15 protein-coding genes and 1 pseudogene are annotated in these 13708 nt (G+C 42.0%); 8 read left to right on the top strand and 8 right to left on the bottom strand.

The features are described from left to right. Positions 1-89: 89 nt before the first annotated feature. Together LQ777_RS06410 and LQ777_RS06405 are read right to left on the bottom strand one after the other, a co-directional pair. Complete coding sequence (locus LQ777_RS06410) at positions 90-452, bottom strand: helix-turn-helix domain-containing protein (protein ID WP_232561696.1); 363 nt, start codon at positions 450-452, stop codon at positions 90-92. 4 nt (positions 453-456) lie between these two features. Further along, positions 457-693, bottom strand: coding sequence for a hypothetical protein (locus tag LQ777_RS06405; RefSeq protein ID WP_232561695.1), 237 nt, complete (start codon positions 691-693; stop codon positions 457-459). Between the two features lie 112 nt (positions 694-805). Between LQ777_RS06405 and LQ777_RS30655 the strand changes: the two are divergent. From LQ777_RS30655 to LQ777_RS06380, 6 genes and pseudogenes are all read left to right on the top strand, one after another. Continuing rightward, a pseudogene (locus LQ777_RS30655) lies at positions 806-955 on the top strand (helix-turn-helix domain-containing protein); the annotation flags it as partial. 213 nt (positions 956-1168) lie between these two features. Further along, complete coding sequence (locus tag LQ777_RS06400) at positions 1169-1654, top strand: S24 family peptidase (RefSeq protein WP_232561694.1); 486 nt, start codon at positions 1169-1171, stop codon at positions 1652-1654. A gap of 19 nt (positions 1655-1673) precedes the next feature. Then, positions 1674-2615 (top strand): DUF4145 domain-containing protein, encoded by a 942-nt coding sequence (locus LQ777_RS06395; RefSeq protein WP_232561693.1) that lies wholly within the window; start codon positions 1674-1676, stop codon positions 2613-2615. 375 nt (positions 2616-2990) lie between these two features. Continuing rightward, positions 2991-3770: a hypothetical protein gene (locus tag LQ777_RS06390; RefSeq protein ID WP_232561692.1), complete on the top strand. Its 780-nt coding sequence runs from the start codon at positions 2991-2993 to the stop codon at positions 3768-3770. 94 nt (positions 3771-3864) lie between these two features. Further along, on the top strand, positions 3865-4656 hold the full coding sequence (locus LQ777_RS06385; protein WP_232561691.1) for an SH3 domain-containing protein: 792 nt from the start codon (positions 3865-3867) through the stop codon (positions 4654-4656). 213 nt (positions 4657-4869) lie between these two features. Then, positions 4870-5847: a HEPN domain-containing protein gene (locus LQ777_RS06380; RefSeq protein WP_232561690.1), complete on the top strand. Its 978-nt coding sequence runs from the start codon at positions 4870-4872 to the stop codon at positions 5845-5847. 99 nt (positions 5848-5946) lie between these two features. Here LQ777_RS06380 and LQ777_RS06375 read toward each other — a convergent pair whose 3' ends face one another. Together LQ777_RS06375 and LQ777_RS06370 are read right to left on the bottom strand one after the other, a co-directional pair. After that, the gene (locus LQ777_RS06375; RefSeq protein WP_232561689.1) at positions 5947-6231 is read right to left on the bottom strand and encodes a hypothetical protein; all 285 of its coding nucleotides are present in this window, start codon (positions 6229-6231) and stop codon (positions 5947-5949) included. 158 nt (positions 6232-6389) lie between these two features. Next, positions 6390-7193 (bottom strand): hypothetical protein, encoded by an 804-nt coding sequence (locus LQ777_RS06370; protein ID WP_232561688.1) that lies wholly within the window; start codon positions 7191-7193, stop codon positions 6390-6392. Positions 7194-7337: 144 nt separating this feature from the next. On the opposite strand from LQ777_RS06370, the gene LQ777_RS06365 reads away from it, so the two are divergent. Further along, positions 7338-8552, top strand: coding sequence for an ImmA/IrrE family metallo-endopeptidase (locus LQ777_RS06365; protein ID WP_232561687.1), 1215 nt, complete (start codon positions 7338-7340; stop codon positions 8550-8552). Position 8553: 1 nt separating this feature from the next. Continuing rightward, positions 8554-9180 carry a P63C domain-containing protein gene (locus tag LQ777_RS06360; protein WP_232561686.1) on the top strand — a complete coding sequence of 209 codons (627 nt, stop codon included), beginning with the start codon at positions 8554-8556 and terminating at the stop codon, positions 9178-9180. A gap of 16 nt (positions 9181-9196) precedes the next feature. Here LQ777_RS06360 and LQ777_RS06355 read toward each other — a convergent pair whose 3' ends face one another. The 4 genes from LQ777_RS06355 to LQ777_RS06340 form a co-directional block, all read right to left on the bottom strand. After that, a complete protein-coding gene (locus LQ777_RS06355; protein WP_232561685.1) occupies positions 9197-9430 on the bottom strand; it encodes a hypothetical protein in 234 nt (77 codons plus the stop codon). Between the two features lie 167 nt (positions 9431-9597). After that, positions 9598-10836: a site-specific integrase gene (locus tag LQ777_RS06350; RefSeq protein ID WP_232561684.1), complete on the bottom strand. Its 1239-nt coding sequence runs from the start codon at positions 10834-10836 to the stop codon at positions 9598-9600. Between the two features lie 545 nt (positions 10837-11381). Next, positions 11382-11921: a hypothetical protein gene (locus LQ777_RS06345; protein WP_232561683.1), complete on the bottom strand. Its 540-nt coding sequence runs from the start codon at positions 11919-11921 to the stop codon at positions 11382-11384. A gap of 1262 nt (positions 11922-13183) precedes the next feature. Then, positions 13184-13666, bottom strand: coding sequence for a response regulator (locus LQ777_RS06340; RefSeq protein ID WP_232561682.1), 483 nt, complete (start codon positions 13664-13666; stop codon positions 13184-13186). Positions 13667-13708: the final 42 nt, after the last annotated feature.

The raw sequence follows: 13708 nt of genomic DNA, 5'->3' as shown, positions 1-13708 counted from the left end.
AGAGATAGCGGCCTGGCTAAAAAGCCGGGTTGATGCAGGTCCATTGATTGTTTGGATGAGAGGTTAGCGGTCGAGCAGCGCCTGAGGGACTAAGGTAGCTTGGCGATTTCTGGGCGTTTCCGGCGCGTTTGTCGATTGGCTACTAGCTTACGGGCTGTTTCGTCCAGTTCACCGGCTGTCTTCTGCTTGCCTTCGCTAATCCAGCTAAGCAGCTCATTGCGGGAAAAATACAGGCGTTTACCTTGTTTGCTGTGGGGAATCTTGCGTTCCCATACCAAGCCATACACCGTGCTTTTGGTCAGGTCCAGTAGCGTAGCCGCCTGCGTGACGGTCAGCAGTTGGTCGGCGGTCGGTTCGGTGGTTGCCGAATCTGCGGGTCGGCTGGTTATCGTCAGCAACATTTCTTCGATAACGCCTAGGCGGTGAAAGATCAACTCAAAGGGATTTTCCATAGGGTTAGGCGAGTGCTTTTTGAAGTTTATTGAGCTTGGCTTTCCTTTCTGCTTCCACCGCAAGCAGTGCTTCCATCACAGACTCCATTGTTTCGACTTTTACGTTGCCACCTGACTGAGCCTTCTGAATTACCCGTGGGGTAATTTCGGCTAACTCAGCAACTCTAGAAACTCCGCCCACATCGGCTACAGCGTCAATCCGTTCGCTTAAGCGCTGTTGTTGTTCTTGCGTTAGTACCATATGAGTAGTTATATTGCGTACGGCGGGCGTTCGCTGACCGTTCGTTAAGTTTGATGCATCAAATTTATATGATTTCACATAATATTGTCAAGCGAAAACATATAAATTTTTTATGCAGAGACCAATATCTACGCAATCGTCTGTTTATCAGGATTATATAATGACAGGAGAAAGGCTTGAAGTAGTTAGAAACAAGCTAAATGTAAACAAGTCAGAGCTTGCAAGGCGAATTGGCTCACCTCAATCTCATATAAGCAAGGTACTTAACGGGAAAGAGAGTATAGGAAAACACTTAAGCGAGCAGATAGTTAGGCGTCTTCGCTTAAACCAAACTTGGTGGGAGACAGGACAAGGTGAAATATTTGCGCCTAATTCTGACGAAGACTCTGAGTCAAACATTGGAAAGCCGAGAAAAGACGAAGCTGTCCCTATTAATCTCATAGACGAGACCGATGTGACTATTTCATCTAGTGGCATGGAGTTTCGAGACTTGGATAATGGTATGGTCTTGATGACTATTCCGTTGGTAGACGAGTTTGCCTACGCTAGTTATCCGCACGGCTGGAAAGATCCGGAATACCTTGTTGAGCTACCAAAATACTCGATTGTACTCCCTAAGCGGGAGCGTGGCGTCTTTCGCGCTTTTGAAGTGCGTGGGGATAGTATGAATGACGGGACGGTATACTCAATATGCTATGGCGATGTAGCAATTGGCCGGATGATAGAACCGGATTATTGGGATGTTAAACTGTATAACAACGGAGGTACGGATTACATTATCGTAACTCACGATGGCGTAGTGATAAAGCGAATCACAAAACATGACACTAAAGAGGGAATTATTACCTGCTCGTCGATTAATCCCGATAAAGTTGAGTACCCAGATTATGACGTGCGACTTACGGAGGTCTACGAACTCTACAAGATTCGGAAAGTAGACCGAGACTGGAGCCGACGATAAAAAAATCTTGAACCACACCATGACATTAGATTCTACCCTTAAACTTAACAATTGTCCTCATTGCTGGGTCGACACTCCGAACTTAGTTTCCAGGCACACTCTTGATACAGACAGTGACGAAAAGGATGAGCCTCAGAAATGGGGAGTATATGCTTGTGTACGTTGTGGTGGGGTTATTTTGGCTTTGTCCTACCCGCCTAGTACAGAAGTTATTGAAACGTATCCATCAACAGAAGTAGTAAATCAAGCTCTACCTGAACAGGTTAAGCGTTTTTTAGGCCAAGCAATGCGAACCTTGTCAACGCCTGATGCCTCGGTTATCATGTCTAACAGTGCCGTTGATATGATGCTGAAAGAAAAGGGATATGACGATCCTAAAGCGAGCGTTTATCACAGAATAATTCAAGCCGTTACTGATGGATTATTAACTGAAGAAATGGGTGAATGGGCACACGACATCCGTTTAGAGTCAAATAACCCACGCCATGCCGATTTAAAAGCAATACCTGCGGAACTATCAGATGCAAAACGTTGCCTTGAGTTTGCAAAAGTCTTAGGTGAGTTCCTGTTCGTTTTGCCTAGTAAAGTAAAGCGAGGACTAAAGAACGAAGTTGATGATCAGTCAAAAAGAAGGCCTAAGTTTAAGCAACCAACAAATATAAAATTAGAGTCTGCTTACCGTAGTGAGGGGTATAGCAAGGTGCTTAAGATCGGTAAATTTGACACCAAGCCAAATGTATCCTTCAGAATTATGTACAACGCTCAAAGGCCAATAGCTGCATTTGAGAAGCCAAAAGTATTAGAAGCTGTCCCTCAAAGCGGTAAACCTCGTTACTGGGAAACCAATTTGTTGATTGAAAGTTGCGAAAGCTTTCCCCAATTGGGCCGGATAGAGATTTTCGTAAATGGGCAAACTGCTTACGTAGGAGAATTTTATACGTCTAGTTCACCTCAAAAGTGATTAATCTGAATAGTAAGACTCGTAATTTAAATTGGAAAGTGTTTCGTATAATCGACTCACCAGCTGATTTACCAGTAAGACATGAATACCAATTAACCACACCATAAGAATGATTGAAACCTCTACACTAGTAGTATTTGTACTCTGCATTGTCCTGGCCAATCTGGCCTACTATTGCTATAAACTTCGAGAGCAGGTTAATAAAAGCGAGAACGAAGTTGAACGGTTCAATCGACAATATGCTTGATCGTTAATGTTGACTAATTACTTCAATAGCGGAGAGGTAAAATAAAGCACATTGAGTTTTACTATGCCGACTTCAATCTATTCTGGTTTTACTTAACACTAATGTTTTATTCAGTATCTTATTAATTGATGGCTAGAAGAAAGAAGGTAGGTATCAGAAAACAAAGCTCATATAAAGCAAATAAAGCAGATACAAACCTGCCTGCTAAACCTATTACATCATATAATAAGAAATCGGTTTCGCCAGCATCTAATAAGTCAATATGGAATTCCATAAAGAGTACGTCTATAAAAGCATGGACTTTGTACGGAGCACTAGTTACCCTTACCGGCTTCACTATAAACAACATACTACCGGATGCAGAATTAAGCTTAATACAGCCCACTGATCGACCACAAATTCTATTTGAGCTAAAAAACAACAGTTGGGTTAAAATGGATACAGTCGCTTACACCTTGTATGTATTGTCGATTCATACACTCGAGGGAGATGATGTAGATAGTGTAATCTTGTCAACTAAATACATTAGGGATGTTGGACTCAGAAGATCGGAAGTCCAACCTATTGAAATAGATCTCAATAATTATTTTTTCCATTATACCAATCCACCTCACTTCTTTGAGGCCAAACTAGCTGTGGTGATTCATTCGGGATACTTTGGATCTCGTCAGGATGATACATTCTACTTTGAGAGTATCAATGATTATCATGGAGGCTATCATTGGACAAAAATGCCAGAACAGAATTTTGTTGAAGCAATGAAGAAATCTAAAAAGAAAGCTAGCTACATGGATATTCCATTTATGCGGCATATGATAGAAGAGGGCGACACAAATATGGGAGAGGGTAAGATGCCCCCACCAGAAATATTGGAACAAATGAGAAGGGTAAATAAATACAAGAATTAAGAAAAACTGAAATCGGTATTGCAGACTGTATTCTTATTACTTTATGAGGTTCAAGTAATTTTTCCTAACAGCCCCAAATTAAACCGCACCATACATGAAAATACTCTTTACATTTCTATTCTTCCTACCTGCCTTTCTTTTTGCTCAGGATGCGACCTTAGATCCGCTACCGATGCAGGAGCGGTATACCTTTACCACTCCCGTTGATCAGGATGTTATAACGGATGCTGCGCTGAAAGCAAGCCCTCATTCGGACGCCAAAGTGCTGCTGATGGTTCCAAAAGGAAGTATCGTGCATTTGACGGGGCGGGACAATGGCTTTTACAGGGCTACGTATGACAACGAAGTAGGCTTCATTCACTTTGCCTTCATTGACGGGGATTACAAAACGTTTAAGGCTCGCAAGTTTGCCCACGACGACTACCATAAGCCCGTAGACTACGCTAATGAGTCAAACAGCTTTCAGCTATACGGCAAGGTAAATGTCGAATCACCTTTGAAAGCCGAGCCTTCTTTCAGTGCCCGAACAATCTACGCGATACCGGAAGGGACTATGCTTAAAGTCACTAAGCATAACGCTACGTACTGGAGAACGGAAATAGACGGGAAGGTTGGCTACGTGGGTAACTCGTTTATTGCGGCCACTGGCAAAACGCCCCAGGCCGTTGAGCGCAGTTTACAGCCAGCCGTTGAAACCAGCTCCGATTACTCCAGCTATACTACGACCAGGCCTAGTTACAGAGCGAAGCCCAGCTATAGGCCCAAAACCCAATCTCGTTCAAGCTCATCGTCTTCCCAATACTACATCCGTGGGCCTCGTGGAGGTTGCTACTACTTAACTGCAAGCGGACGAAAGCAGTACGTCGATCGGAGCATGTGCGACTAAAACTATCACCTCAAACACACCTAATTATACTCACCAATGAGAAAACTAACTGCTGACCTTATGATCCTTGTTGCACTGGCTGCTGCGCTAGTTATATCAGCAGCACATGTGTGGGCTACAAGAATAGCAGTCGAAGCCATCTATGGTAAAGCTTGATGCGAGATACAGAAAACACATTTGATAAAATATTGAAGCTCTAAGAAGTTATAACTTATGAACGGAGGTATAATTATTAATCAAAGGCATTTTGATTTAGATGGAAATGCTGATTTTAAAATCAATGGTTTTACCCTCCAACTTAATGATTCAGAAGAGGAGTTATATAATAGGATAGACAATAATGACATTTGGCCTCGCCTAGGAACTATATTTAGAAACTCACTAGTGAATAGACCGTATTTCTTCCGTCAGATTCTTTATATAGATCAGAATGACTATCAACAGAAAACAAGCAAAATCTTCAATGAATTTATTGAAATTTCCAACTTCTTTTGGTTTATAAAAGACTGTAGCTTCTACATAGACCAAATGGCCGCTTATTGGCCAGAAGGGCGCCTAACAATGATTTTGAACAGTAATGTAAAATTTTGCAAGGCAGACACCACAGTAGATAAATGCACATTCACTTCATCTGATGTAAAACAAGTGGTAAGTCTAATTAATGATTACCATAAGATTAATACACCAATCAAATCACTTGTTCATAAAGTAGACTTCATGAATGATAATGCGTCAGTTTCTTTTAGGGGTATCTCGGAATATAGCGAACTTAACAGAATACAGAGGGCATATAAGTTTTTGAAATCTGCTCGAGAAAGTTTAATACTTCCTGCCAAGATATCTTTTTATGTCTTAATGCTAGAATGTCTGTTTTCGGCAAATGATACGCATAAAATTGCTCACAAAATTTCTCAAAGAATCTCGTATTACATGGGATCTAATCCAGAGGAAAGAAACCGTATTGCTAAGCGAGTAAAAAAATACTATTCTATCCGTTCCAAGTACGTTCACGGCCAAGAGTTGAATATAAGTGACAAAAAGAACGAAGACTTGGCAATTACATCATTAGAGCTAGATGAATTAATTAGAAATATTTTTATTAAAATCATCAGGCATGATAGCTCAATTTTTCTGCAAAAAGAAAAAGAGCTAAAGCTTTGGTTTGATGGGTTGGTTGGATCAGCTTTTTGAACATTTATTTTATTAAGTTATAGGTCAGCAAATAAATGATAGACCATTATTAACTTACTGACCTATAATTAATGTCAACAAAGTTAGAGCTCAATTGAACTAGCTTTTTTTAATACTCTCCCTTGTTGTAATACTTGGGGCTGACGTAATGTGATAGCCTTTCGTTAAAATTTCTTGTATAACCTCTTTCCTTCTTTCTGGGCTAGATGTGCTTTGAAAGGTTAATTTCCCTAAGTCTGTCAGAATATTTTGGGGAATTGCAGACAAGTCATTAGGCTTTAAAGTGTACTCAACTTTAACATGGCTTTTCCTTTTTTCAGAGTAATATACTCTTACATTCAACTGAAGCAAGAATTCGCTTTCATCAAATTCTATTCCTGTCACAGTTGATTGATACGATAATTTGCCCCATGGCTGTCTCAATTCTTCAGAATATGAGTCTAGACTACGGCTAGTGGGTATGGTAACAAAAAGAGTTTGTCTTACATTACTGTAAGTATTACCTAGTTCCCTTTTCATTCTTGTTCTCTATTATATAATGTTTATTGTGCAATCTCTAATATCTGCTCTATACTCATTGGCTGACTTACCAACTTAGCTTTCATGGCAGGAGTTACTCCCAGCGCTTCGTCTACCTGGCAAAAGTTGTAGTAGACAAAGTGCAATGCAATAGCGTAGCTATAGTTCCTTACTGCGTTTGTCAGCCGAGAATGGGGAGGCCTGGTTAGATCCTGACACTCCATACAAAAGCTACTGACGCTTTCCTTCTCCGAAAGTCCCTCTATTGCCTTCTTAATAGCATCGCCGTGTTCGCTTGAAATGCACTTATTGACGTTGATCCCATAAACTAAGGAGCTGTAAGCCAGCGTCAGTTGAGAAAAGTCAATGAGTTCATTAAAGCCTTTACTTGTAGGTATCGAGTAGGGCCTTGAATTGGTGCTTTTTAATTCGACTCTGTTCTTAGTGCGATTCGTTAGTTGATTTATAAATTTCAGAGCTGATTCAACATCTCGGTAACCAACATACCAGCTAACAATCAATTTGCTATCATTATCAATGCCTGTAAACGTCCAAATGTCCTTGGCATCCTCAGGAACAACATTTTCTTCTAAGGTGTTTACCTTATTGCAAGCAAAACTCTCTATCTCTCTGTACTGAATACACTGACTGTCTAGGTTTACTACCGTTGCGTTATGCAAGCCCTGACAGATCTGGCCTACATTAACCAATAGCTTGGTAACTGTGTTTATTGAAACATCGGCAATGCGTGACACTGCTTGTAGGCCTTTACCCTCCACCATCAACTGTATGATTTGTGCTTGCTTAGCAACTGGTAGTTTGTTCATACATCGAATGTAGGCTATTCAACACTTTGGGTCAAGCATAACTTCACTTTCAAAGGTAATTTTACCTTTTTTTTTTAAAAATCCTTGCTTTTAGCTTAAATATGGCTATATTTGTTAAAGGTAAAATTACCTCAAGCAAATACCATGTCCAAGGACAAGAATAAATATTATCAAGTAGACCGCCTAATAGATGGCCTTTTCAGTCAACAGAAAATGGGGCTAAGAGAATTGTTTGAGCAGCGCTTACTTGAACTTGATTTAACACAAACCAAAGCGCAAGACCTGTTAGGCGTTCAACGCCGAACTTTAAATGGAATACTGGATGGCACCCAGAAGAACATCGACTTTTCTGCGCTCTCTCGGCTTGCCTATTTCTTACAGATTACAAATGCAGAAGTAATTGGCCTACTGTTGGAAAAGCTGGAAAAAAACTTTCCAGATGAGTTTTTTGACTACCAAAAGCGGGAGTTTATTTTAAACCACTTTGACCTAGCGAACCTAATGAAGTGCGGGTTCCTAGACACCATTTCAGACTTTGAACATATTGAAGAAAGGATTACTTCTTACTTTGGCCTGAGTTCTATTTACGACTACGGGAAAGACATAATCCGTCCTGCCTTCAGTAGCGGGGCACGTAAACCAAAGAACGAATTCAATAAAAACTTCTGGGTTGAATCTGCTCTCAACAGCCTTCGGCTAATCAATAACCCATACGATTACAATCGATCTAAGCTCCTTGATTTTATACCATCAATAAGGTGGCATTCGATTAATGTAAAGAAGGGTCTCTTTCAAGTAAGCCGAGACTTATTCAAACTTGGTGTGACGGTAATATTCGAGGATTACATCAACGGTATTTTTGTTCGCGGTGCAACATTTGCCGTAAATGATAAACCTTGTGTGGTCCTGACTAACTACAGTCGATTTTATCCATCTTTATGGTTTGCCTTAATGCACGAACTTCATCACGTTCTCTACGATTGGGATGAAATCAAGGCCAATACTTACAGTCCCTACCATTTATCCGGAGAGTTGGATATGTTCACAAAGAATGAGGTTGAGGCTGATGAATTTGCTCGCGAGTTTCTTTTCCCGAGTGAAAGAATGAATCGAGTTAACTCTCAAATTGGCAACGAAACGTTCGTAGCGCAAGCAGCAAAGGCCTATCAAATTCATCCAAGTATAATTTACATAAATTATTGCTGGGAGCATAAAGACAACGACGCTGACATCTTTGCGAAGTTTTCTAAATATTTACCTGATTATAGTGAAGCAGTAAAATCAATTCCTTGGCAAAGCCGCAAAACAGTGAAAGAACTCGCTAAACAGAGAAAAGAATACAACTTTAATAGTTTGTAATATGAAAGAAAAAGATGAAGAATCAGCGGCACAGAAGCCGGGTTCAAATGAGGTTGACATTAATCAAAACTCTTCAATAAACCGTTCTGACCAACAAGGTACAAAAACCAGTAAGGAAGAAGAGAAACGGCTGCTTATTGCCAAAGCCAACCAATCTGATGAAAGTCGTTTTTGGGATGAAAATCTTGACAAGGCAAATGAGAAATCTACACTTGTCGCAGACCCTCAAATACAGCGCTTCATTGGTAAGGTGCAGAAATACGAGCCTAAGGTACCTTTAATATTCTATGACCACATTTATCGGCTCAATGGCTGGGATAGAACGGGCGACAGATTATACAGACGTCCGGGTATAGTTGGAAAGTGGATGAACGATCTGGTCTATCTACGATACCCAGCTGGAACCCTAAAAGAACTACGATCACAGAACCCAGTTGTAGATGGGGTTCGTTTATATAAACATCATCAGTTTTTAAGCTCTTTGGGCGAAAAACATTTTCATCAATTCCTGAAAGATGCAATGGATGTGATGAGCAAATGTCAGCGTTGGGATCAGTTTATTGGCCGGTTCGCCAAAAAGTACGGAAAGCCATATCAAATGGATTTATTCGAGGATATGCCTGAGTAAGAAGAGATAATAGCAATCACTCTTTACTCCACCTTTTTTCGGCCGCCTTTTTAGCTATCTCCTTACGCTGTTCGGGCGTAAGGCTATTGGCTCTGGAAACGCCACCCTTTTTACCACCTAAACGACCAAAGGCTACGGCAGCTTGACTTTTGGTCATTTTCGGCTGCTCGTCTGGTATCTTTCCCGTAGCAATATCGACAACGAGCTTGGCGAGTTGATTGACATCTTTCGGTCTGTTGTTTCTGATCATATAGTGAAAATACAAAACCGCTTCTTACCAAGCGGAGGATTATATTTTTCCTTTCGTATAGTGCGTACAGTTTATACACAAATACGCCTTGATACTGCTTACAAATCTATGTGGCGCTAGCTCAAGATTAGTCTTAAATTGATTTATAAATAGCCAACTAAACAAACTCATTCCTTCTTCTTGAACGAGGTCAGCGCACTAGCGTACTGCGCTTTTACGTCATCTTCAAAGCTGTCGAGGTAGCTTTCAGTCGTCCGGATATCCTGATGACCCAGGCTTTCACTGATAAACTCAATCGGCGCTCCAGATCGCTTCAAAACGGTACTAAACGAGTGGCGAGCCGTGTAGGTTGTTACATCTTTGTCAATGCCGAGCGATAGGGCGATTCGACCGATGTACTTGTTAATCGTCTTGGTGAACTGAAGTACTACTGCCCTCTCCCTTTCTGCGCTCATACCTGGTTCTAAAACGCCAAATACGTACCGCTGCGGGCTTACTGGCTTTTGGCCCCACTTGGCTATAATCCGTAGTACATCGTCAGTCACAGCTACCGTTATGGGCTTTACCTCCCGCTTGGTTCGCTCCGTCTTGGCCCGAACGAAACGGATCTGCTTCTCTCCTACCTGCTGATATGTTAGCCGGGCAATGTCCTTTGGGTTCATGCCGTTACACAAATACGAGAAAAGCCACAGATCCCGCGCCCGTTCCTCGGCGCTACCAGGCTCGGCTTCGTAGTGAAAGATCTTTTCGATATCGGCCAAGGTCAGCGCTTTCTTGGTATTGCGGCCCGTAGGAATCTGGTAGCGTCGTTTGGTGAAGGGGTACACCTCCCGATCAATAGCGCCATCCTCAACGGCCTGGTTATAGATCGTACGCAGTGACCGCAGGTATATACCCACTGAGGTAATCGAATTACCGCTCGCCAGCATCCACTGCTCAAAGCCTTTTAGCCACTGCGGATCGATATCACGGTAGGTAAGCGGTGTTTTACGGCTATGGTAGTGCTGAATGGCATTGACGGCACATTGGTAGCTGCTGGCAGTTCCTGCCCTCCCCTCTTTCTTTAACTGACCAATGTAACGCTCAAAGCCCGCAAACACGCTGTCCGAAGGCGCTTCGGCGGTACCAATGTAGCGGGTTTCAAACTCATCGAAGCTAAACAGAGGCATTTCCCGGATTACCTTCTCGGCCCGGTCGCTGAAAGTTTCAAGTAGCCGTTTGGTGTCACGAATGAAATCCTCCCTGGGCTTGGGCTTACCAACCTTTTCCCACTGTTGCTCGGTGAGGTTAATACCAGTCGGGTAGTACTGCTGTTTACGCTGGAACGTAACGCGCAGCTTAACGGGAAAGCTACCGTCGTTCTTTTGCCGACGCGTATCTAAATACAGACTAACGATTGCGCTCATACAGGGTATTGCTTTATATTCGCTGACACTGTGCAGAGGCTACACCAGAATCAGAGGGCAAAAACATTTGCATACAAATTTGCATACACAATCCCTCAATAACCAAGTAAGAAGACGAAATATAAAGAAATAATTATCAGCTAAATAGCTGTGTAGCAGAAGCAACAGAAAGAAAGACGAACGAAGGAAAGTAGGCTCAGAAGTGACTGTTAATCAGAGGGTCGCTGGTTCGAGCCCAGCTTCGGGAGCCTAAACAAAAAGTGCTTAGCAGAAATGTTAAGCGCTTTTTGTTTATATATACTTCAAGTTGGCTTCTTACATAGAAGGAAGGAGCGTTTTCATAGGTGCTTCTTCAAGTAATGGCCCATTCTCCTTCACAACTCTTTGCTTTTCTTTTGCGCTATCAGCCTTATTCTCTAGCTAAAGAGATTAGATATGGTAGAATGTCAGAATGAATCATTTAACTATAAGTGATTTCCAAGCCTGGTTTTACCTGCGCTTGTTCATGTTAACGCTCGACTTGAAAATTGGGTGGGGCTCGTTGTTTAGTTTCGTAGTGCTGTTTGCTGCCCTAACCGTTGTTTTATCGAATTGATCATCTCACCTAGAGCCATATCTATATTAGCTAGCCACATCGTTTTGTACTTATCATCGGTTGTCGTACGATACTGATTGATAGGGAGCCAGCCTGCCTTACCGCGTAGCTCTAGATTGGTAACCCAAATTTTTGTGCTGTCTGGGCTGTTGTTAACAGTCAGATAGAAGCTGACGGGAGGAAAGTTGATCTGCTCACCCGATTGGTCGTACAATCGCTTATAGGGCAATTTGCCTACGTATAAAAGATCATTCTTGTTTTCAATCGGGACCAGTGGATGTAGGTCAAAGATAGGTGAATAGCTGTTGACCCACTGACGCATTCGAGCGTTGGCTTCGTCCGATGGCGTTACCCTGCGGCTGAAGGACAAAGATCGGACGGTCGTATTGTGTCGATCGAGTATCCCATTCATCGAAGAAGTGCTTAGCGTGACAGATTTAGGCGTGGTACAGCCGGAGAGGGCAACAAGAAGAAGTAATAGTTTTTTCATAGTACGTTACGGAATTTACCAGTAGACGTACTATGAAGCCATTTGCCACAAAATAGCGTAAAAAAAAGCACATGCATGAAACCAAGCTGCACTCGTAGAAAAGCAGTCGTTCTGCTGGGGCAAGTATGCGAATACAACCCTAGTCCGTCACCCCTCAATCTTTCTTTGTATGAAGCATATCAACGACTAAACTAAATCATACAGGTTTGAGGTCTTATTCCATCTTCGTTCTTGAATAATGGAGCCAGTCAGTATAGGCTAACTGGCTCTCGAAACGTTAAGAGTTGCGTAGCTGGTATAATTCGAGCTGCAATCGTGTAACCTGTTTGCAACAGTACCTCAGTTGGTCTGTAGGTGCGTGAGCGTCCCGTAGATAGTCCTGTAATTGAAGCCAATCATTCAGATGCCGCTCAATAAGTGCCAAAGCGGTCGTATCGGGATCGAGTTTTGGCGTTTCTTTAGCTAGTTGATCGTCCATCGTCATTAATAGGGTTGGGTTAGTTCAAGAGTTAATTCATTGTACTGAATTCATTAGATTCAACTACAACTAACGAAGGAGGATTTCTTCCTAACAATTGTTTGGCGTACCGATCAACAGTAATTAATTGGTCCTTTTGCGTGATAAAATCATAAATTCTGTTGCTTATCACGTGATTTCCAAAGATTGACTGTGGTAGCGGTAGAGCTTCCCACGTAACTCTTTAAACCGACACCACGACGCTAATTGCTTCTGTAACTAAGGTGAAAGCGTTCAGGTATTTACGGACTTACAACCGGCTATAAAAACCGCTATCACGCTTTTTCGCCCTTGTTGGACACCTCGCTCAGGCATGATAGTGTATTGTTACCAGAAACGACAATAACGGATTCACAGCAAAGGAAGTATCTTCAGCACATCCTGCGCTGGCGAATTAGATCTACACTTATCTGTTCGACTATGTAACAGATTCAAGCCTTTGTATGACGACTAGCCTATAAGATAAAAGCAGATAGTGGAAAATCAACGATAGCGACAATTCGGATAGTGATCTAACTTTAGTAAAACATATCCCCCTTTCAGTAAATATAGTCTACGCTTATTTTTATTTGATGCCTACTTCTGTTATTTATGTTACCGTTACAAAATTATAATCTGGGTTAGGAAGGTTGTATAAACGAGTTGCTAGTCAGTAGCTCGTTTTTTGTTCACTTTGTCTAGAAGAGTATGATAGACCTTCCAAAAAGCAAAAAGCGCCTAATTGAGCGCTTTACAGATAATACCACTAAGAGCGGTTCTGTTTTAACTTCGAAGGCCGCTGCGGCAACGTTACTGACTCCCACCAGTAGCGCCGAAACGAGTAAAATCGGGTTAGCCATTCCTGATAAACCGTAGGTTTGACGATGTACGACGTTATGCCCAAGCCATATGACCTGGATACAACATCCTGATCTTGGGAGCGACTTAGTATAACAACGGGGACTTGCCGATAGATAGCGTCGGCTTTGATAGCTTCCAATAATGCTAATCCGCTTTCCTGATCAGGCAGACACAACTCGAGAAGGATTAGCAGCGGTAATTTGTTTGGGGAGGTGTTGGATAGGTATTCCAACGTTTGATCGGCGTCGCTCAGCCAGATTGGCTCAACTTCTGGGAAACATTGTGCTAAGGCTGACTTTATAATTGTCCACTGATCAATATTATCTTCAACGACCAGAATCGGTAACTGAACTGACTTTCGACGTATTGGTGTGGCAATTTTGCCCATGTATAGAATTTAAATTTATCGATGATCGGCTCTGGCTTATGC

The sequence above is a fragment of the Spirosoma oryzicola genome (assembly GCF_021233055.1).
GTDB classification, from domain to species: Bacteria; Bacteroidota; Bacteroidia; order Cytophagales; family Spirosomataceae; genus Spirosoma; species Spirosoma oryzicola.
The sequence above is the reverse complement of the archived record's forward strand: the minus strand, read 5'-3'. Positions and strand labels throughout refer to the sequence as shown.